Origin of the sequence: Tengunoibacter tsumagoiensis (assembly GCF_003967535.1) — a bacterium.
GTDB lineage: Bacteria > Chloroflexota > Ktedonobacteria > Ktedonobacterales > Ktedonobacteraceae > Tengunoibacter > Tengunoibacter tsumagoiensis.
In genome coordinates this window covers 4,151,701-4,170,906 of record NZ_BIFR01000001.1, presented here as the reverse complement: position 1 = coordinate 4,170,906, position 19,206 = coordinate 4,151,701, and the positions used below count along the sequence as shown (strand labels likewise).

At 51.1% G+C, this 19,206-nt stretch carries 19 protein-coding genes; 7 read left to right on the top strand and 12 right to left on the bottom strand.

Annotated elements, in window-relative coordinates; genetic code table 11:
- Nucleotides 1-4 precede the first annotated feature (4 nt).
- From EL628_RS16430 to EL628_RS16420, 3 genes are all read right to left on the bottom strand, one after another.
- On the bottom strand, nucleotides 5-826 hold the full coding sequence (locus tag EL628_RS16430) for a GNAT family N-acetyltransferase (protein WP_126581005.1): 822 nt from the start codon (nucleotides 824-826) through the stop codon (nucleotides 5-7).
- The gene (waaF, locus tag EL628_RS16425) at nucleotides 823-2,151 is read right to left on the bottom strand and encodes a lipopolysaccharide heptosyltransferase II (RefSeq protein WP_126581004.1); all 1,329 of its coding nucleotides are present in this window, start codon (nucleotides 2,149-2,151) and stop codon (nucleotides 823-825) included. Before waaF (EL628_RS16425) ends, EL628_RS16430 begins: the two co-directional genes overlap by 4 nt.
- A gap of 895 nt (nucleotides 2,152-3,046) precedes the next feature.
- A complete protein-coding gene (locus EL628_RS16420; RefSeq protein ID WP_126581003.1) occupies nucleotides 3,047-3,421 on the bottom strand; it encodes a hypothetical protein in 375 nt (124 codons plus the stop codon).
- Nucleotides 3,422-3,700: 279 nt separating this feature from the next.
- Here EL628_RS16420 and EL628_RS16415 point away from each other — a divergent pair, with 279 nt between their 5' ends.
- Nucleotides 3,701-4,546, top strand: a complete 846-nt coding sequence (locus EL628_RS16415; RefSeq protein WP_126581002.1) for an alpha/beta fold hydrolase — start codon at nucleotides 3,701-3,703, stop codon at nucleotides 4,544-4,546.
- A 75-nt stretch (nucleotides 4,547-4,621) separates the two neighbouring features.
- Here the strand turns inward: EL628_RS16415 and EL628_RS16410 are convergent, their stop codons facing one another.
- From EL628_RS16410 to ispE, 4 genes are all read right to left on the bottom strand, one after another.
- Nucleotides 4,622-5,836 carry a glycosyltransferase family 9 protein gene (locus EL628_RS16410; RefSeq protein WP_126581001.1) on the bottom strand — a complete coding sequence of 405 codons (1,215 nt, stop codon included), beginning with the start codon at nucleotides 5,834-5,836 and terminating at the stop codon, nucleotides 4,622-4,624.
- Nucleotides 5,833-6,972, bottom strand: a complete 1,140-nt coding sequence (gene waaF, locus EL628_RS16405) for a lipopolysaccharide heptosyltransferase II (RefSeq protein ID WP_126581000.1) — start codon at nucleotides 6,970-6,972, stop codon at nucleotides 5,833-5,835. The genes EL628_RS16410 and waaF (EL628_RS16405) overlap by 4 nt, the downstream gene beginning before the upstream one ends.
- A 35-nt stretch (nucleotides 6,973-7,007) precedes the next feature.
- Nucleotides 7,008-7,955 (bottom strand): hypothetical protein, encoded by a 948-nt coding sequence (locus EL628_RS16400; RefSeq protein WP_126580999.1) that lies wholly within the window; start codon nucleotides 7,953-7,955, stop codon nucleotides 7,008-7,010.
- 271 nt (nucleotides 7,956-8,226) lie between these two features.
- A complete protein-coding gene (gene ispE, locus EL628_RS16395; protein WP_126580998.1) occupies nucleotides 8,227-9,156 on the bottom strand; it encodes a 4-(cytidine 5'-diphospho)-2-C-methyl-D-erythritol kinase in 930 nt (309 codons plus the stop codon).
- 249 nt (nucleotides 9,157-9,405) lie between these two features.
- Between ispE and EL628_RS16390 the strand changes: the two genes are divergently transcribed.
- Complete coding sequence (locus EL628_RS16390) at nucleotides 9,406-10,395, top strand: hypothetical protein (RefSeq protein WP_126580997.1); 990 nt, start codon at nucleotides 9,406-9,408, stop codon at nucleotides 10,393-10,395.
- 84 nt (nucleotides 10,396-10,479) lie between these two features.
- On the opposite strand, the gene EL628_RS16385 is transcribed toward EL628_RS16390, so the two are convergent.
- Nucleotides 10,480-11,274: a hypothetical protein gene (locus EL628_RS16385; RefSeq protein WP_126580996.1), complete on the bottom strand. Its 795-nt coding sequence runs from the start codon at nucleotides 11,272-11,274 to the stop codon at nucleotides 10,480-10,482.
- A 397-nt stretch (nucleotides 11,275-11,671) separates the two neighbouring features.
- Between EL628_RS16385 and EL628_RS16380 the strand changes: the two genes are divergently transcribed.
- Entirely contained in the window at nucleotides 11,672-12,568 is an 897-nt protein-coding gene (locus tag EL628_RS16380) for a tyrosine-type recombinase/integrase (protein ID WP_126580995.1), read from the top strand.
- 94 nt (nucleotides 12,569-12,662) lie between these two features.
- The gene (locus tag EL628_RS16375) at nucleotides 12,663-13,496 is read left to right on the top strand and encodes a purine-nucleoside phosphorylase (RefSeq protein WP_126580994.1); all 834 of its coding nucleotides are present in this window, start codon (nucleotides 12,663-12,665) and stop codon (nucleotides 13,494-13,496) included.
- A gap of 94 nt (nucleotides 13,497-13,590) precedes the next feature.
- Here the strand turns inward: EL628_RS16375 and EL628_RS16370 are convergent, their stop codons facing one another.
- On the bottom strand, nucleotides 13,591-14,322 hold the full coding sequence (locus tag EL628_RS16370; protein WP_126580993.1) for a hypothetical protein: 732 nt from the start codon (nucleotides 14,320-14,322) through the stop codon (nucleotides 13,591-13,593).
- 543 nt (nucleotides 14,323-14,865) lie between these two features.
- On the opposite strand from EL628_RS16370, the gene EL628_RS16365 reads away from it, so the two are divergent.
- The 3 genes from EL628_RS16365 (at nucleotide 14,866) to EL628_RS16355 (ending at nucleotide 16,601) form a co-directional block, all read left to right on the top strand.
- A complete protein-coding gene (locus tag EL628_RS16365; protein ID WP_126580992.1) occupies nucleotides 14,866-15,171 on the top strand; it encodes a twin-arginine translocase TatA/TatE family subunit in 306 nt (101 codons plus the stop codon).
- Between the two features lie 121 nt (nucleotides 15,172-15,292).
- Nucleotides 15,293-15,643: a 4a-hydroxytetrahydrobiopterin dehydratase gene (locus tag EL628_RS16360; RefSeq protein WP_126580991.1), complete on the top strand. Its 351-nt coding sequence runs from the start codon at nucleotides 15,293-15,295 to the stop codon at nucleotides 15,641-15,643.
- 100 nt (nucleotides 15,644-15,743) lie between these two features.
- Entirely contained in the window at nucleotides 15,744-16,601 is an 858-nt protein-coding gene (locus tag EL628_RS16355) for an NmrA/HSCARG family protein (RefSeq protein WP_126580990.1), read from the top strand.
- 68 nt (nucleotides 16,602-16,669) lie between these two features.
- Here EL628_RS16355 and ispF read toward each other — a convergent pair whose 3' ends face one another.
- The 3 genes from ispF to EL628_RS16340 form a co-directional block, all read right to left on the bottom strand.
- On the bottom strand, nucleotides 16,670-17,143 hold the full coding sequence (ispF, locus tag EL628_RS16350) for a 2-C-methyl-D-erythritol 2,4-cyclodiphosphate synthase (protein ID WP_371859671.1): 474 nt from the start codon (nucleotides 17,141-17,143) through the stop codon (nucleotides 16,670-16,672).
- A gap of 11 nt (nucleotides 17,144-17,154) precedes the next feature.
- On the bottom strand, nucleotides 17,155-17,853 hold the full coding sequence (gene ispD, locus EL628_RS16345; protein ID WP_126580988.1) for a 2-C-methyl-D-erythritol 4-phosphate cytidylyltransferase: 699 nt from the start codon (nucleotides 17,851-17,853) through the stop codon (nucleotides 17,155-17,157).
- 104 nt (nucleotides 17,854-17,957) lie between these two features.
- Nucleotides 17,958-19,124, bottom strand: coding sequence for a PIN/TRAM domain-containing protein (locus EL628_RS16340; protein WP_161975544.1), 1,167 nt, complete (start codon nucleotides 19,122-19,124; stop codon nucleotides 17,958-17,960).
- Nucleotides 19,125-19,206 lie beyond the last annotated feature (82 nt).

The following is a 19,206-nucleotide window of genomic DNA, read 5'->3' as shown; positions in this document are numbered from 1 at the left end:
TTACCTAAAAGCGGTGGTAGTAATGATGAAATTGGCAGTAATCGGTGAAGCCCAGACGCCGATACAGAGCATGGCTCATCTTTGTAGGTGAGAGCGTGACAAATTGATACCCAAGCCTTTGTGCTTCCTGTACAGTATACAACGTCAGCGCATTGGCAATCCCCTGGCGTCGATAGGTAGGAAGGGTGGTTATTCCATAGATACCGGCCACTCCTCGATGCAAGAGCAGTGCAGAGACCGCAACAGGTTCTTCATGTAGCCAGGCAATATAATGATGGAAGTGAGAGTCGGGCCCAATCCCAGTACCAGTATAGGCCTGATAGTATTGCTCGCGAACCTCATTTGAGGCTTCAAATCCAATCTGTTCGATATCACATTTTTGCTGCAACTCTGCCAGAGTTCTAACCTCCCTGATTTGCAGGCCTGGAGGTAAGGTCGCAGGAGTTGTGATACTCGACGCTGAGAGAATCATACAAGTCTGTGTTTCACGATGGGCAAAACCATTTTGTTGAAGCAGCGAGGTCAGGAGCTCTGGCTTTGTATTAGGAGTCACGCGCCAATTGAGCCCGGAGGCCTGTTGTTCCTGAAAGGAGGTCAGCAATTTTGTGATGCGCATCGTCAGCATCTCTGGATCAGAGGTCTCAAATTGAGCATGGAGGACGCCATTTGGACCAGTAGGATTGAGAAAAAACCACGTGATTTCGGGCTCGTCATGGAGGATTGCTCCAGGAAGATTGCGGGCAAAACAGGCCATCTCTTCCGTGAAATTGGCCTCAATAGCCAGGCTTAACGCAGGCTCTGAGGCCGTAAGGAGGATCTCGCTCATGTATTTTGTTCCTTTTTTTCTAAGCGCTGTGTCTGTTTATCGGAAGATGTTAGTTGTTCATGGGCGACTGAGAGCACCTGAGCAGGTGTAATATTTTTCATACACTGCGTGGTAAAGAAGCGACAATCGGCAGGGCCACCTTTGGCTGTGTAGCAGGGACTACACCAGATATCACTGCGGAGTATCACAGCAGTAGGATTGACAGGCCCGCTGAGTGCAGGATCGGTCGGCCCATGGATAGCGATGAGAGGAGTATTGACTGCGGCAGCGATATGCATAGGGCCGCTATCTCCAGTAATCATGAGATCCGCACGCTGGAGAAGGGCAGCGAGCTGAACCAGGCTTGTCTTCCCAGCAAAATTGAAGACCTTCTGGTGTGTGCGCTTGATAATTGCCTCGATCAATGGCTGATCCGCAGGCGCACCAGTCAGGATCACATTGACCTTTTCTTCCACAATCAATTTATCGATAAGCTTTGCCCAGTACGGGATAGGCCAGCGCTTGGATTGACCATTATTTGAGCTCACATGGCAGGCAATCAAAGGCCTGTCAGAGGCGACCCCGGCCTGGAGAAGGAGCTCCTGGATCTCCAGACGTGTGCCAGAGAGAACATGAAGGAGGGGAATACGATCGGCAGGGACTGGCTGGGCACCGGCTGCCTGACAGAGTTGAAGACAGTAATCCACCTCGTGGAACTGGCTGCCGGGCTGCCAATGGTGACCAGGAACTGGGTCTGTCATGAGACCGGGATAGCTCTCCTGAGCAAAGCCCAGCCGGCGTCTGGCCCCACTGACGAGTGAAAGGAGAGCGGCCCAGGGGCCAAACACGCTCACGGCCAGATCATAATCCCGTTGTAGCAGTTGGCGGCGGAGGGTACTGAGCTGTTGCCAGTTTGTACGTTTAAACAGAGCTTGTGGGCGGCGCCAGATATTGGGGTCATACCCAATAATAGTTGCCAGATCAGGATCACCTGCAATCACCTTTGCGCTGGCTGGAACGGCCAGAAGATCGATCTCGGCCTCAGGATAGGTTCGTTTTAGAAGGCGTACAACCGTCAGAGAGAGGACCAGATCTCCAATAAGATCCATACGTAGGACGAGGATACGCCGAGGATGAAAGGATGGTGGTGTCAGAGCCGGGTGAGGCTTCCCAATACGTTTCAGGCGCAGGCAGGCACCAAGTAAACTCATCATCATGAAGATTATTGTGAGTAAGATCCGTTTACTGATATGCACACTGACATTGCGAAGCGTTCGACGCGACGTAGGGCGTGTAGGATACCCATAGTCATCACGCTGCTCCAGGAATGGTGCTATTTGTGTCATTTTTTTATCCTATAGTGGCCTGGCAGGCTGATTGAGAATAGGGGGCTCAGGCCTGGCTCTCTAAGGATACATGAAGTGCCGAGAAGGGTCAAATTTTCGAGAGAATGGATGAGAAAGTGGTCACCTTCATAATCACTATGTGCGGGTGCTCAAAAAAGCAGGGATTTTGAGGTGTGCGCAGGGCGTTCCAGTTCTTGTAGATGAGGCAATGAAGCGGGAAGAGGAAGAGAGGCGGGTGAGCAAGCTCAGCGGACGCGACTGCGGTCTGGTCCATGTCCGGGGGGACAATGAATTGAAGGGGTCACGTGATCAATTCATTGAGGCTGACGACGGGGACTCGACCGCAGTCACGACCGTAAAAGTACATAATACAGTATTGTCCTTTTCTTCATTCAGCCTCCTGATAGAAGAACCTTTTCGGCTGTCAAAGGACTCACTCAGAACTGGAACACCCTGGAGTGTTGCGTTTTTGTTCAACTGAAGGTGCTTTACATGCTAGACTAGAGGCATAGCTATTGCAAGAGAAGAGCAGTCATGGGGCGAATGGCCAGATAACTAGCTACATCATTGCCTATGATATTCTCAATGACAAAAGGCGCATAAACTCATGCTGGGACATGGGAAGTGGACACAGTATTCGTTGGTTGAATGTTTCTTAACCAGGAAGCAAATGGTGGTATGTCATACTCAGGCTGCATCGATGTGAAAGACCGCCTGTACTCACTGATTGCTTTGCTTTGTGACAGTGTAGCGCAGACGGTCTTTTTTGCCTGGACCCTGAATGTGAGAGGAACATCATCGCACCTGTTCCCTCAGATGTTGCTCCCAAATCGGGGATGACTTATACTGTAAGACCTGTAAGGCACTTCGCCCTGAAGGTCTCCAGGGGTCTGGTTTACGCTTCCTGGATATCGATCCCCTCGAGTCCAGCCAGGATGCGGAAATGACGTCCGTGAGGATAGGTCTCCTTCATTTTTGCGACCACAGCATCCAGACGCCTGGCAATGTCATCATCGCTCACGCCCGGTTGTCCGCCGCAATTATTAATATGGGCCTGCCAGCCAAAGATTTGAGCGCCATGGGCAACCGAATAGACCTCTCCAACCGTGGATGCTGGAGCCACAGCAGAGCCTCCGGCATAGGACTCATGCCAATAATCGGTAGCCGCAAGCCCGGTAGCCTGTTCAAAAGCTTTGCGGGTTGCTTCAACAAAACGACGATCCATACAGGTGCGCAAGTAGCCGAGTGTTCTGTCCGACTGAGTGCTCATCAAAAACCTCCACAACATAAATTGGTATAGAGTGATTAAAACATCTCTCATGGCGATGCGCAAGAGTTGTTCCGCTAAGTACTCCTTGATTGGAAGATTGCTGTGTTAGAAGAGAAGAGGCAATCACAACGTCATTTGAGGATTTCTGATTTTCACACTATAATGTAGCCAAAGCGTATCAATGCAGACGACTTGAAATGTGGTAGGGTGGTGGATGTTACGTGTAATTTCTGTAGTCAGAGTGCCCTTCCATTTGGGAGAGAAAGAGATGGAGCCCGAATGTCACAGCAGGTTGGACGAGCCATTGGATTGATACCGGTGAGCGATACGACACTCTATTATGAAATGGCGGGCGAAGGACCAGCGCTGGTCTTTTTGCATGGCAGCATGGTCAATCGGCGCATGTGGGATGACCAATTTAATTATTTTTCGCAATTTTACACAGTGATACGCTATGATAAGCGTGGCAACGGAAACTCTGCTTTGATAACCGAACGAGATGTTCCTTATGCTTTGCACGAGGACCTCTGGCACCTTTTACGTTATTTAAGGATTGAGAGAGCGGCGTTGATTGGCCTGGCTCAGGGTGGGAGTACGGCCATTGATTTTGCGTTAACTTATCCGGAGATGGTCACTGCATTAGTTCCTGTTTCGGCATCTATCAGTGGCTATGCTTTTCGTTCGGCATCGGATGAGAATCCCCTCTGGCATGAGGTGCAGAATGCCAGGAAAAAAGGAGATCTAGCTGAACTGGTTCGCCTCTTGCAGCGCTTCTGGACTGATGGGCCCTGGCGTACTCCCGAGCAGGTTCATCCGGCAATCAGAGAACGACTCCAAAGGATGATAGAGGAGACCGTTGCCCGCCCCAATCACGCTCAAGCAGCAACGGCCCGCCCGTTAGATCCACCTGCTGCTGGTCGCCTGGCGTCGATTACGGTGCCAACTCTCATCATCACTGGAGAGAAAGATTTCTTAGATATGGCAAGCTATGCGCATATTCTTCAGACTCAGATCCACGCTGCACAAAAGAAAGTGGTTATGGGAGCTGGTCACTATGTCAATATGGAGCAGCCTCAGGAGTTCAATAGCATTGTACGGGCCTTTTTGCAAGACATTCTCAGATGAAGCAGAGGCTTTCCTGTGAGATGAGATCGTATGCTTCTGGAAGCCAGATCGCTTTTAGTGGAAAGCCTCTGCTTCTCATCTACTTGCAAGCTGAACCAGTGATTTAACGGCATGAGCGACGCGTTGTTCTGTAATGAGACGCACACAAGGGTGAGTGGCGAGCTCATTGGATGTGAAATCCAGGCGACCGCAGGGGATCGAAGGGCAATCAGCACATTTTTGCGTCGCATTCAGCACCACATGACGAAGTGTGTCTCCCCAGGGTCCAAAGATATGATCATCAGTCGGGCCATACATGCGCATACTTGGTGTATCCTGGCTTACAGCCAGATGGAGTGGCCCATTATCGACTCCCAGTACCAATTGAGCACGTCCCAGAAGGGCGGCCAGCTGGCCTACGGTCAGGGTCGTGAGAATAATGGGCGACGATGTCTGCATCTGCTGAGCTATCTCTTCTAACAGAGGGAGCTCTTTGGGGCTACCTGTGAAGATAAGAGAGGCTGCTGGTAGAGAGAGCTCGCCACGTGCCAGTTGATCTGCTAATGTAGCCCAGCCGTCTGTCCGCCAGAGTTTGACCGCTCCTCCAGTCCCAGCATGGATGACCACAACAATCCCTTCAGGTGTGATACCGATCTGTTGTAAGTAGTCCTCCACCCATTTGTGTTCGTCGGACGTTGGCCTGAAGTAGAGAGGATAACTGGCTGCGCTATAGGGTGTGGGAAGCGCAGGGGCACCCAATGCCTGGATGGCTGCGCTGGCTAACCGTAAATTTGAGCGAGTGGCGTGCTCGGCATGTGGGAATGACAGCGCCTCAGTCAGAAAAGGAGCGCCAGGTTGAAGGGCATAGCCAATGCGCTGAGGTATGCCTGCAAGGTAGATTAAAGCGGCCCCCCACCAGAAATCTGGGCGTAGATTGATAGCCAGATCATAGCCTCCCTGACGTAGCTGACGAGCAGCCTGCCAGAGCTGACGGTAGGGAGCAAGAGCCCCCTGCGGAGCACGTTGGAAGCCAGGAAAAGGGAACGTAAGAAGCTCATCAAGGGCGGGATGGCGCTCTACGATCTCGCTGGACCAGGGTCCTACCATCATTGTCAGATGAGCTTCAGGCAAAGCTGTGCGCAGGGCAGAGAGCACAGGCGTTGTCAAGACAAGGTCACCCAGGTGATCGGGCCGTAGCAGCAGGATGCGAGGCCGTACGCCCGGTCTGGGCCTGCGGCGGGCCAGAAGTGCACCGGGGGCGCCAAGGAAACGGATTATCAGCAGAAGAAGCGAACGAAAAAGGAGCTTCATTGGAGACTCGCTTTACTAGGAACTTGTGGTAAGAGACGGAGCACTGCCTCCCACACATCTTGTACAGTGACCGACTGCATGCAGGTACAGTTTGAGCAGGCTTGCATCTTTCCCAAAAAGAAACAGGGCTCCCCCGTTGGATGTCGCCAGATCGCTATATGCCTGGGATTGTCAAGTGGATATGGTCCGTACTCTGCCGGACTGGTGGGTCCGAAGATAGCAATGACAGGCGTACCAACGGCGGCTGCCAGGTGCATGGGACTACTATCATTGCCGATAAAGAGAGCGCACTGCTCAATGAGAGCAGCCGTCTGCCCAAAGTTCGTTGTTCCTGCAAGATTAAGCACGCGATCAGTTGGACCATCTAAGCCCTCCAGCAGAGACGTCGTCAGTGCTCGATCTTCGGGTCCACCAATCAAGAGCACCTGGACATCGAACTCATGGATCAACCTGGCGACCAGCAGGCGATACTTCTCTAAAGGCCAACGTTTGGAGGTGAGCTGCATGCCAGGATTACTCCCTCCTCCAGGAAAGACAGCAATCTGCGGACGAGGTACAGGCTGAATACTTGCTCGCTCTTCAGGCGTAGGCACGAAATGCATGCGTGGTTGCTGAATGGGAATATGGAGGGCTCGAGCAAGATCAAGATAGATCTCGGCCTGATGTTGAAGCGTTGAACGAGATGAAGAGACGGGGACGCGATCAGTTAACGAGAAACCACGTCCCAGACTATCGGGTCCGACGCGTCTGGGGATGCCTGCAAGCCAGGGTAACAGCGTGAGCATAGGTGAGCGATCGAGCACAAAGGCCAGATCAAAATGCTGGCTTCGTAGCTGACGTGCAAGCTTGAGATAGTCAGAAAAGCGATAGCGGCCAGGAATTCCGACGGTTCCGCAATCGATAACATTCGATAAGCCCGGTTGATGTTCGGCGATTGTTTTGGACCATGAGCCCACAACATACGTCATCCTGGCATCCGGGTAGCGCTGTTGAAGCGTCTCCAGCAGAGGAGTAGTCATCAGAATATCGCCAATGCAGCAGGGCTTGATAATGACTATCGAGCGTGGATGCTGGCGGGCCTGACGAACAAAGGGCCTGCGTATGCTATCAAAGAAGGCAAATGGCAGGCGCAACAATAGACAGAGCGTGGTAATAAGTTGTTGACGCAGAATTATTTTCCTCCATCCAATGGCGTATAGTCTGGCAGTGTGGTACTATCGCTGGACTGACTGGCCTGTTCTTCTGTTTCAGATGCGCGTATTGTCTCCTGTTCGGGAGCGGAAAGGGTTGCACTGGCGCGGATCGTTGGTTGCTGTTCGCGCTCATGGGTCTGAAGTAGAGAGCCGCAGTGCTGGCAGAAATGAGTGCCAGATGGAGAGAGCATACCACAGGAGCGACAGATAAGACGTTCCTGCGATCCATTACTGCTGGATCGTATTGTTCCTTGATCTGCAACCTCTGGCACAAAAGCAGGTGGAGGAGGCGGGTCAAGTCGTGTCTCCTGACTGCTAATGGTAAGAGGATGAAGCGTTGACGATTGGGGCAAGGCTGGCTCTTCCCTGCGCGTCTCCTGTTCATGGATAGCAGGAGCAGGTGCAGGTGTGTATGCTGATGCACCTGGAGGTGGAGGTGGAATGGTTCCACTGGATTGAGCATATATATCTGGCTGTTGATAGGGCGGTGGTGGTGGCGGAGGGATAGCTGGTCCAGAGAGTTGGAAGGGCTCGGTGCCATAGGGCGTACTGGAGGATTGGGCTAGCAGCGTAGGGGGGATGCTTTCTTGCACTGTTGGCAGGGTGGGTGTGGACGGTGGTGCAGAAGTAGGAGCTGCTGCTGGCGTAGAAGGTGTGTTCTGGCTTAACTGCTGTAATTCTAATTGCGCCTGTTGCACTTGCTGATGAAGCGAGAGCAATTCCTGGCAAAGAGGAATAAGTTCGGGCTGTATCAGCGTCCCTCGTGAGAGCAGATCCATGGAGGTTGCGAGGAGCTGTTGTTCTTGAGCGGTAATCTGTCGTGAGAACTTCTCAAGAGAGGCACGAAGGCGTTGTCCTTTTGCGATGCGAGCAGCTTCATTGGATGCCTTTTCCAGACCCCGTTGGACCGAGTCCCATATATTCATGATGTGGCCCTTTCCGTTCCATGCGAGCTTCGCAGGAGATAGATACTATACATCCTGTAGACGCTTCAATTATAACAAAGCCATGGAGCGAAGTCGAGGCAAGCAGACGAGAGTCCCAGGCTCTGCCCCTGTTGGAGCGCATAGAGCCTCACCTTTCCTGCTGGGATAAAATGAACACATTCGATCAGGGAAAGAAGCTGTATGCTCTGACCCGAATCGAATGTGTGCCCCACTGCTCCTCTGCCATTCTCTAAGAAGATAGAGCTTTGTCTTAAAAATAGGTTATGGCATGGTGTTGGGGATGGATGGCGTGCGTCAGATAGAGTTCATACCCCTGGTTCTGGAGACGTTGATAGACCTTCTGCGCCTCTGTCAGTTGCTCGAATGAAGTAAAGAGGGTTGGCCCACTCCCCGAGAGCCGCACATAGTCAGCGCCAGCAGCCAGGAGATCTGCCTGTGCTCTTGCTACTTCAGGATAGTGCTCCAGCACTCCGCGTTCAAGGCTGTTATAAAGCTCAGTTGTGGCAAATGGTTGTCTGGCAAGGAGTGCTTTCTGAAGCAGATGGCTTGGGCGACCATCAGAATAATCGGCAGGAGAGAGATTGCGAAATACCGTGGCCGTTGAGACACCAATGGAAGGTTTTAGCAGGAGCACCCAGCGCATCGCCGAAGGCCAATGGTCAGGTAACCGGGTAATCAATTCGCCGCGCCCCTCGCAGAGAGCCAGGCCTCCATCAATAAAGAATGGCACGTCGGAGCCTAAAGTCGCAGCAATCTCAACGAGTTCAGCGTTAGAGAGAGGGAGCTTCCACCAGTCCCGCAGAGCTACCAGTACTGCCGCCGCGTTGCTGCTTCCGCCACCTAAGCCCGCTGCCATGGGCACGCGTTTATGCAATTCAATCTCCACGCCTCGCGTTAACCCCAGCCGTTTGCGTAGAGACTGAGCGGCGCGGAACGCCAGATTCTCCTCAGTGCTCAGCTCGGAGCGAGAGCAGAGAATACGTACCTGATCATCGGAGCGGGCAGTCAAGCAAAGGATATCCGAGAGATTAATCGTCTGCATGATCGTAAGAAGATCATGATAGCCGTCCGAGCGGCGACCTGACACATCAAGCGTCAGATTTATTTTAGCGTAGGACTGAACGAAATAGGAATCGCCAGTAGCGTACGCAGATGGTTGAGTAGAAAGTGAGTGGTTCATAGTACTATTGTGCTTAGAAAGAGGAGGCTTGTCAAGCGTTTCACGCTAAAGTCTTCTGGCTCTTTGACCTCGACTTGTCGCTCGCAAAAGAAGCGAAAAGCCCTTCCATCTCCTCCCTGGTTGGTAGTTAGCCTATAAATACCACTGATTGGGAGCAAGATAGACGTATGCTATACTAGAGCGGTAGATGTATAAATGAAAGATTCATCCTTGAAGTCTATGTGCGGAAATTGCTAGCTTGGAAGAGACATGGATATAACCGTTGCCTATTTTCACCCGTTGTTCCATCCGGAGACCGTCAAAAGAGATTTTGAGCAGATTCGCGCTGTTGGAGCTACCAGTATTGTCTATGCGCTCCATGAGCAAGAGGAGCAGCGCTGGCCATATGATCTAGAGCGGGGACTTCGTCTTGCGCAGGATGCCGGCTTGAAGGTTTCATTAAGTCTGGGGAGGTTTGGTAATTTATTTGCTGGACCTATCTTCATGCCCAGTTGGTATACCTTTCGTCACCCACAGTCACTTGTCAAAGATCGCCATGGTCGGGATCATGATATGTCCTGCTTCAACCACGAAGATTTTCGTTCCTGGTTGTTTAAAGAGATTGAGTATTACCTTTCCGCCTATCCCATTCAAGGTATTCTGATCGACGAGCCACGGGTGCCAGATGTGACCTGTTTCTGTTCGGTCTGTCGGGCGCTGTGCCCAGATATTACCGATCTGCAAAATTTTCGTCAGCGCTCAATGCTCAGCTTCTTCTCGGAACTGTTCAATTGTGTGAAACGTGTGAAACCGCAGGCCAAAACCTCTTTGGTATTGTTGCCCCAGGATCTGGCATTGGCAGAGGATCTGTCAACCGTACCGGCCCTGGATTCGATTGGGTGCCATCTTTTCTGGCAGCTTCTGCAAGAGGATGTAAGCCAGGTGGAAGCATGGAGCAAGTTGTTGGTGAAGCAGATGAAAGCTTCAGGGAAGAAGAGTCAGCTCTGGCTCCAAAACTTTAATCTTACAGCGGAGAGCGAGCCAGACATGGAGACAGCCTTCACAGGATTAATGGCTGCCGATCCTGATGAGGTTGCTTGCTATTATTTCTGGCGGAACAACCAGGAACCTGAGCGGGTCTGGCAGAGTACCCGTACATTATTGAGGCGCATCCCCCGGCGTCAACTCTATTGGAAATCTACCCAGCCACGCATTCCTGTTCCCATTATCGAAGACTCTGAAGAGAAGAAGGTCAATTAAGATCGAGAGACAAACAGCAGAGATGCTCTCAAGAGAGGCTCTGCTGTTTTGTGCCTGGATGAGGTGTGCAGAGGAAACAGCGTACTATTTTCGGTTCAGACCTGGGACCGAGGGAGTATCTTTCTCCTTCTCATCTTCATGAATCTTGATCAAGAGATCGCGAACGGCCTTGATCTGTTCGACCGTCTTTTCCAGTTTCTCTGCTTTCAGGACAACTGCCTGTGCGCCCAGAGTTGCAAGGGTATAGGCATCCTCCTCAGTCAGATTGGCATTGATTGGTAAGAAGGCAGGAAAGCGAACTGCTTCGCGAACCGCCCGATAATCAAGGACCTCTTCGATCGTCATCGAGCTCACCTTAGAGATAAGACCGAAATCGAGCAAGACTGCTGCGATACCATCAAAAGCCGTCAGGTTATGAATATAGAGCGGATAGATCTCACCATCGCGCATGGGCACGATGACAACCTTCTCCAACTCTTTTGTTTCGACTGCGAGTAAGCGAGCTGGCGCATCAAAAGGGAGCACAATATATTGGATGCCTGCCTCTTTGATCTGAACCAGTGTTGCGCGTTCGAGTTCCTCCAGATTTCCTGTAAGGGCCAGACCAGTGACCAGCTGGTCATTACTCGCCTGAGCCGAAGCGATCTCCGCTTTAAGCGTTGTGAGCTCGGACTCATTTTGAGGATTCCAATGGAAGAGCAAGCCATCAGCGCCTGCTTTAATCGCTGCTTCGGCCTGGCCGGCGCTGATCGTTGTGAATTCGACAACGAGTGCAGCCGAGCGAGCCTTTGATTCCGCTTTATTTTTGCCAAGAAACCCCATGCCGCCGCTATTCTGGGTTCGGCGCGCCTGCGTAAACAAATCGTGCAGTTTAGCCATTCCTACAATCTCTCCTTCTCAAGACACAGTGATCCAAATTGGCTCGTGTCAGAGCCTACCTATAAAGACAGTGTTGTAAAGATCGGAGTGGTGTGGTCCACAGTAGAAGGTGACCAGCCACTTCTTTTTTACACCATGAGTTTGAACACTCTCTGAAGTAACGCAGTTGAAACGTACAACCATTATAACACTTGAGATGTGAGAGCGTCAGAGAAGGGAAGGACAAAGCAGAGCTGACGAAATTTTCAATTTGACAGAACGAGGCAGATTCTTGTCAGATCTTTTTCTTGTGTTTGTTGCACTTTATAGCATTTAACATTATAATAGACCGTGTTTCAAGCGAAAGCAGACTTTTCTTGGGTGATTGGTAGTGTACAAAGAGGCGTGGAAGGGTGTTATGTTGCAAGAAGCCGTTGAAGAGTATCTGAAGACCCTACTCACCAGGGGCTATGCACGCAAGCGCAATAGTCAGAATACGATCTTAGCGTATAGTAATGACTTAGGGCAATTGTGTACCTATCTTGAGGAGCAGAAGGTCGAGGCCTGGTCGCGTGTGACCAGCGAACTGATGAGAGCCTATCTACAAGAGATGCACGAGACTTTAGAATATCGCTCAACGACCATCGCCCGTAAATTAGCGGTTTTTAAGTCTTTTTTTCGTTATCTCCATGCACTTGGAGCAATAGTATACGATCCTGTTGAGAAATTAGAGATACCATTCAAGACAAAGGCAACCGTAGCTATTCTGAATATTGAGCAGATCAGACACCTGTTTGCGCAGATTGCAACTGATCTGCCCGGGGGGCTACGCGATCTTGCGATGCTGCATGTCCTCTATGCAACCGGAATGCGTTCCTCTGAACTCGTGGAACTGCGTGTGGATGATTTTGATGGACAGGGGAGAAGTATTCGTTGTCCTGCAAGAGGGAGACAGGGGAAGCGTTTTGATCGTATCTTCCCTCTCTCGAAGGCTGCCATTGAGGCTATTGAGCGGTACCTGGAGCAAGGACGGCCACGACTTCTGCGCTATTCGTGTGAAACGGCTCTATTTCTCAATCATCATGGTGCTCATTTAACGCGACAGGGCTTCTGGCTGATCATTAAAGGACATGCGCGGCGAGCCGGGATTGTTGGCCTGACGCCCCATATTCTCCGGAACTCATTGGCTGTCCTCCTGCTGAATGAGGGGCCAGAGCCCCGTTCGCTTGAAGAATTATTAGGATATGCAGATCTTTCGACCAGAAAGACAGGCTCTTCACCTCAGCGAAAGGACGAGCCAGACCCCTCAATATAAGAGCAAAGCGCAGCTCTCTGGATGCCACATCTTCTGTTTGTACCAGGAGATGTGCTATTCTGGAAGAAACGTCCTGGAAGAGGAGAACATTGGTATGCTCTATGATCAAATAAGTGAGGCCGTCACAGCCATTCGAGCGCACATTCAACAGAAGCCAGCGGTTGCGATCATCCTGGGTTCAGGATTGGGAGCACTGGCAACTGAGATTCGTCATGCCGTTGCCATTCCCTATAGCGAGATTCCGCACTTCTCACGTTCAACCGTTGTTGGACATGCAGGAAGATTATTGATTGGCACCCTGGAAGATGTTCCTGTCGTAGCCATGCAGGGCCGTTTTCACCTGTACGAAGGATATTCAGCGGAAGCCATTACCCTCCCTGTACGGGTAATGAGAATGCTTGGAGCAGAGACCTTGATTGTTAGCAACGCCGCAGGCGGGGTCAATCCTGACTACCGAACAGGTGATTTTATGCTATTGAGCGACCATATTAATCTGCCTGGTATGAGTGGAAATAATCCGCTGGTAGGAGCTCAAGATGAACGGTTGGGAGTGCGTTTCCCGCCACTGGCCCATGCCTACGATAAGCACTTGCGGACGCTTGCCCAGACCGTAGCCCGGGAGATTCAGGGAATCAAGCTTCACGAAGGGGTCTATACCATGCTGGTAGGCCCAACCTATGAGACCTCAGCCGAGCTGCGTTTTCTACGTACCATTGGCACCGATGCAGTAGGTATGTCTACGGTCCCAGAAGTTGTTGTAGCGCGGCAGATGGGGATGCGAGTGTTGGGGATTAGCCTGATTACCAATGAGGCTACCGGGAACGAAACACAAGAAGTAAATCACGAAGAGGTCATGCAAGCGGCTGAAGCGGCCAGAATCAAATTTGCGGCCCTGGTCACAGGGATTGTAAGAGAGATTGCTTCATAGCATCGGCAACATGCAGAGTGGCCAGTATCTCTACTGGCCACCTTCAATGAGTAAGATGTTTTGAAAGCACTGGCGAGCGAGAAACCAGCTGTGCTTATTTGGCAGCCGTAACGGTCACATTTTTCCAGCTCCAGTTGGGATATTTATCCCAGACCGTCAGAGCCATCAGTTCATAATCGCCAGCTGGAAGAGTATCGCTCAGCGTATACTGCCAGTTTCCCTGGCCTTGAGCATTGCACTTTTGCGTCTGGGAAGTTGTGGGATCAAATTGTAGCCCTGAAATCTCCGGGTACTGATCGCCTTTATTGCCGCCCTCGACATCAACCAGAACCGTCAATGGATTTGCAAGATCGCCCTGAGCGATCCGTTGAGTCTCATCTTTAGAGAAAGAGGTCGTCATCTTGGCATCAGGAAAGGCTTTAATGAGCCAGATTTTGCAGACCAGGCCAGGAACCGTGAGAGATTTATTCTGAGTAGGACTGCACCCCGACCCTGATGAGCGATCTTGAGCTTGCACAGAGATCTTATAGGATGTTTTGCCATCCGCAATCTGGTTGAGAGGCACAGACATATTCGGGCAACCTATGGGTGCGGGCGGAATAGTAGGGGTTGCAGTTGGAGTAGGTGTTGAGTGTATCTGAGTTGGAGTCGCCGTCGTTTTTGTCAGAGATTGATCCGTACCTGATCGGGGAGGACGTGTATAGACACCAACAGCCAGACCAACGATGAGACCAGAAATAGCAAACAGAGTAATCGCAGTAATGATCATCGTCTGCACCTGGGCGTGTCCCGGATTCGGTTGTTGTTTTGAAGCCGTTTGTTGCATTGCTTATCAGTGCTCTCTTCTACTTATGACGTTGTGATCCATACGGTGTGTTTTTATCATACCACCCTCCCTCCAATACGCTAGATGGAAGAAGGGGAAAATAGCCAGAATTGGTACTTTTTAGGCCGAATCTGGGGGCGAGGTTAAAATTACGTACACAAAGAAGGCTAGCACTTGAGGAGTAGGCAAAAGAAAAGAGCGACCAGACCGTTGTGGGACGGAATGATCGCAATGTGTCTGTCTGGAATAGGCAGTGCAACACATCATAGAGCCCCTGTAAAGATCAGCTCAAGCGTAGAAGGTGGGTGGGCGTCGCACCTGCCAGTTGTGGCAGGCACATCTTCTCGCATTCAGGCTGTTTTCTCGAGAGAGCCTCTCATCTTATTTAAGATAACGTCATTCGAAGACTTTTTTGCATATACCCACAATTGCTGATCCCAACAAACCGGAGTAATTAAGGGAATGCAGCAGTATGGTACCATAGAAGGGTAGCGAAAGCATGAAAGGGCAACGATGTCCTGTATACAAAGGGAGCTGTGAAGCATGCATTTTTTAAATGAGATTATTATCGCGGGCATCATTCTGGCCTTGTTTGGTCCCAAAGTCTTACAATCCATTGCCCATGGTCTGGGCAAAGGAGTTGGTCAGGCCAAACAGGTGAAAGACAAAGTCATGAAAGACGAGACCGTAGCAGAGTTTGCGCAGATGAAAGAGGCACTGTCGAAGGTTCCGCTGACGCCCCAGCAGGCCTCTAAACAGGCTTTTCAGATGGTTATAGGAGCGGATAAGCCAGTTGAAACCCCGGAGAAAGAAGCTCCTGTCCAATCACCTCCTGTAATTGAAGGGTAAAGCGAAGGTAAGCAGGGTCAGTCTCTTACAGTATCACCTGAGGGGGAGTCATGGCAGAGACACTATACTAGTAAAAGAGAGCCCTATTCGCAAAGAGCAAAGCAAAAAAAGAAGGTGAGCAATGGTTAAAGAGCTGAGCAAAATGAAATGTGAAGCCTGTCAGGTGGGAGCCCCAAAAGTGACAGATGAAGAGGCGAAAGAATACAGCAAACAGATTCCAGAGTGGATCATCATGAAACGTGAGGATCTGCAGCGCCTCGAGCGGGTCTACTCCTTCAAAGATTTTGTAACTGCCTTAGACTTTACCAATAAAGTTGGCGCATTAGCTGAGAAAGAGGGGCATCATCCAGCCATTTTAACGGAATGGGGGAAAGTTGGCGTAGCCTGGTGGACACATGCGATTAGCGGACTGCATCGCAATGATTTTATCATGGCAGCCAGAACCGAAGAGATCTATAAAACCTTTGTCTAATTGAAACAGGTTCAATGATACCCGGCGCTTGAACGCAAGGCATCTCTCCATAGAATGTTTGCTTGGCTGTGGGAGCTATACTGAAGTAGGAGGTGCTGAGATGGAGACACGAGGCAAAACCATTTTAGTGACTGGTGCGACAGGGAATCAGGGCGGCGCAGTGACCTGCCATCTATTAATGGATGGATGGAAAGTGCGGGCCCTGGCTCGTGATCCGCAGAAGCCAGCTTATCAAGCCTTGAAGAAGGCTGGCGTAGAGCTTGTCAGAGGGGACCTTGATAATATTGCTTCGCTGGATGAGGCACTGACAGGCGTCTATGGAGTATTTAGCGTTCAGAACTATATTGAGCATGGTCCAGCGGGCGAGGTTATTCAGGGGAAGTCTCTGGCCGACGCCGCAAAAAATGCGCATGTGGCACATTTTGTCTATAGCTCGGTTGGAGGCGCCGATCGGCATAGCGCTATTCCACACTTTGAAAGCAAATGGGAGGTTGAGCAGCATATTCGCACGCTTGGCCTGCCAATGACTATTTTACGTCCAGTCTTTTTTATGGACAACTTCACCAGCATGTATGGTCAATCAATCGAGCAGGGGGTACTGACCATGCCCCTGAAGCCCACAACAAAAGTGCAGGTCATTGCAGCAGATGATATCGGAGCCTTTGCTGCCCTGGCCTTGAAGGAGCCCCAGAAATTTCTTGGCAAAGCCATTGAACTGGCCGGTGATGAACTGACCATGCCTCAGGTTGCAGAGACATTTACCCGTGTGTTTAACCATCCGGTCAGGTATGTAGAGCAGCCTCTGGAGCAAGTGATGAGCAGCAACGAAGAGATAGGTGTCATGATGGAGTGGTTTAACACCCATGGCTATCAGGCAGATATATCTTCCTTACGCCAGCTCTACCCGCCATTACTTACGCTGGAAGCCTGGTTACGGAAAGGTGCTGGTCATCAATAAGAGTGCGCTGAGAACGAAGAGCGTCAAGATTAAGCCATCGGCCCGATCTTGACGCTCTTTTCTCTCAGCTAGTCTTTTTCGAGGAGAGCCACGGCAGAGCAAGCTATTCCTTCGCGGCGACCAGTAAAGCCAAGGCCATCGGTCGTAGTAGATTTAACGCTCACCTGAGCGAGATCCAGCCCAAGATGCTCGGCCAGGTGGGCTCGCATAGCAGGAATATGAGGGGAGAGGCGTGGGCGTTCGGCGATAATAGTGGCGTCGATATTGCCAATCTTCCAGCCTTGCTCCTGAAGAAGCGTATGGACATACGTCAGGAAGACCGTACTTGGTTTATTGCGCCAGCGCTCATCGCTCGAGGGAAAGTGCATGCCAATATCACCCAGTGCGGCGGCACCGAGCAGGGCATCGACAATGGCATGAATGACAGCATCGGCATCTGAGTGTCCAGCGAGACCAAGTTCATAAGGGATAGTCACGCCCCCCAGGACGAGAGAGCGATTGGGAGCGAAAGCATGCACATCATAACCTGATCCAATGCGTATAGTCATAACATCTATCCTTTTAAGAGAGCTTCGGCAAAGAAGAGATCTTCTTGCGTCGTAATTTTAATATTCGTGTAAGAGCCTGGGAAGACCGCCACTGGCTGACCTGCACGTTCAATCAGAGTGGCATCATCGGTGGCATCTTCCTGTGCAAGAGGGAGATGATGGACCTGATGAATCAGCTCAAACGAGAAGACCTGTGGAGTCTGAATAGCCCAGAGCTGTGAGCGATCGGGCGTCGAAATAATCTGTCCTGCCTGAACCACCTTGATCGTATCTTTTACGGGAACCGCAGCCACAGCGGCCAGAGAAGCCTGAGCCGAGGCCAGACCCCTTTCCAGGATCTCAGGAGTTACAAAAGGACGAGCGGCATCGTGAATCATCACCCAGCGGCAGCCTGGAGCCTGTTGAGCGAGGGCATCGAGCCCCTGGCAGACCGAATCCTGTCGTCTGGCCCCTCCAGGAACCACTGCAAGAATTTTGGACCAGCGTTCCTGAGAACAGAGAGCCTGAGTCTCTGCAATGCGTTCAGCATTAGTGACCACCACAATCGTCTTCACAAGGGGTGAGGATTCAAAAACATCGATTGTGCGTGCCAGTGTAATACGCCCCGCCAGCGGAGTCCAGAGCTTATCGCGGCCCTGCATTCGTCGGCTAGAGCCAGCGGCAACAATCACCACAGCGGACGTCTCATGTATACTACTACTCATGCGAGAAAAGATCTCCTCTGCAAACAGACTCTTGCAAGTCAACCTAATAAGCGGCATAAAAAAGGGAGCATCCACAAAGGATACTCCCTTTTTGAAATGCTGCGTTAGAGTTGCCTTTGTTTAGCGGTTGTTGACTGTGGAGAGGGAGTGGCATTGATACTGGCCTGTTTCGGGTGAGCAAAGATCATCCGACCAGCGACCGTCTGAAGAACCCGTGTAACCGAGACCTCAATCGTCATATTCATAAATTGACGACCGTTCTCAACCACAATCATCGTCCCATCATCCAGATAGCCAACGCCCTGTCCAAGTTCCTTCCCGTCCTGCATAATTTTAATGTGAATATCCTCCCCTGGCAAGAGGACGGGTTTAATCGCATTGGCGAGCTCATTGATATTGAGCACCTTCACGCCCTGGAGTTCAGCAACGCGGTTCAGATTAAAATCATTCGTAATAATGGGACAATGTTTATCGCGAGCCATCTGCACCAGCTTGCCATCGACATCAGCGATCCCCTCCACATCGGTATCAATGATCTCAATGGGAACAGTAGCATCCTTCTGAAGGCGATTGAGGATCTCCAGACCGCGGCGACCGCGATTGCGGCGCATCGTATCGGCTGAATCGGCGATGCGTTGTAGTTCATTCAGAACAAAGCGGGGGACAACCAGCGTCCCAGCGATAAAACCAGTCTGACTGATATCGGCAATGCGTCCATCGATGATCGTACTGGTATCCAGCAGAATCGGCATAACTGGTTCGGACAGAGCGGGAAGGGCATCCTTCTCTTCACGGTTTTTGTTTTTCCCACGTTCGCGTGGCTCCCGATCATCATCGCGATCGCGATTGCGGCGGAGAAGATTGGCCTGAAAGAGGTGGGCGATATCATTTTTGCGCAGAACAGACGCCGTCACGCCCAGATAGCCGCAGATGATAGCGCCAATAAAGGGACAGAGCCGTCCGAAGTACCATGGGAGATAGGACAAAGGAAGAGCCAGGAGTGCGGAGATAATCAGCCCAATCATCAGGCCAATGGCAGCGGCCACCAGATCGCTGGCGGCTGCGACACGAATTTTTTCGCGAAGCCAATGATAGGGGACAACAGTAATGTAAGGCGTAATGATAAAAGCGATAATAGCACTCACCGCTCCAATAGCGATGATCAACTGTAGATTGGCCCCGAAGAGGGGGCGATCGAAGAGCGCCATGCTAATAATGAGAGCAATAGCACAGAGGGCTCCTACGATGCGAGCAGTAATATTTTTAAACATCCCTGCATCCTCCAAAGCAGTGCACATCAAAGTGCGATAATCTTAAGGATAGAGGTACGTATAGAAGCAGTAAGCAGGGCGG

Coding starts and splice junctions, on each gene's coding strand:
- EL628_RS16380 (WP_126580995.1), top strand. CDS start 11,672: ATGTTGCAAGAAGCCGTTGAAGAGTATCTGAAGACCCTACTCACCAGG.
- EL628_RS16370 (WP_126580993.1), bottom strand. CDS start 14,322: ATGCAACAAACGGCTTCAAAACAACAACCGAATCCGGGACACGCCCAG.
- EL628_RS16365 (WP_126580992.1), top strand. CDS start 14,866: ATGCATTTTTTAAATGAGATTATTATCGCGGGCATCATTCTGGCCTTG.
- waaF (WP_126581004.1), bottom strand. CDS start 2,151: ATGACACAAATAGCACCATTCCTGGAGCAGCGTGATGACTATGGGTAT.
- ispD (WP_126580988.1), bottom strand. CDS start 17,853: ATGAGTAGTAGTATACATGAGACGTCCGCTGTGGTGATTGTTGCCGCT.
- EL628_RS16415 (WP_126581002.1), top strand. CDS start 3,701: ATGTCACAGCAGGTTGGACGAGCCATTGGATTGATACCGGTGAGCGAT.
- EL628_RS16355 (WP_126580990.1), top strand. CDS start 15,744: ATGGAGACACGAGGCAAAACCATTTTAGTGACTGGTGCGACAGGGAAT.
- EL628_RS16390 (WP_126580997.1), top strand. CDS start 9,406: ATGGATATAACCGTTGCCTATTTTCACCCGTTGTTCCATCCGGAGACC.
- EL628_RS16360 (WP_126580991.1), top strand. CDS start 15,293: ATGGTTAAAGAGCTGAGCAAAATGAAATGTGAAGCCTGTCAGGTGGGA.
- EL628_RS16340 (WP_161975544.1), bottom strand. CDS start 19,124: ATGTTTAAAAATATTACTGCTCGCATCGTAGGAGCCCTCTGTGCTATT.
- EL628_RS16375 (WP_126580994.1), top strand. CDS start 12,663: ATGCTCTATGATCAAATAAGTGAGGCCGTCACAGCCATTCGAGCGCAC.
- EL628_RS16420 (WP_126581003.1), bottom strand. CDS start 3,421: ATGAGCACTCAGTCGGACAGAACACTCGGCTACTTGCGCACCTGTATG.
- EL628_RS16410 (WP_126581001.1), bottom strand. CDS start 5,836: ATGAAGCTCCTTTTTCGTTCGCTTCTTCTGCTGATAATCCGTTTCCTT.
- ispE (WP_126580998.1), bottom strand. CDS start 9,156: ATGAACCACTCACTTTCTACTCAACCATCTGCGTACGCTACTGGCGAT.
- EL628_RS16385 (WP_126580996.1), bottom strand. CDS start 11,274: ATGGCTAAACTGCACGATTTGTTTACGCAGGCGCGCCGAACCCAGAAT.
- EL628_RS16430 (WP_126581005.1), bottom strand. CDS start 826: ATGAGCGAGATCCTCCTTACGGCCTCAGAGCCTGCGTTAAGCCTGGCT.
- EL628_RS16400 (WP_126580999.1), bottom strand. CDS start 7,955: ATGAATATATGGGACTCGGTCCAACGGGGTCTGGAAAAGGCATCCAAT.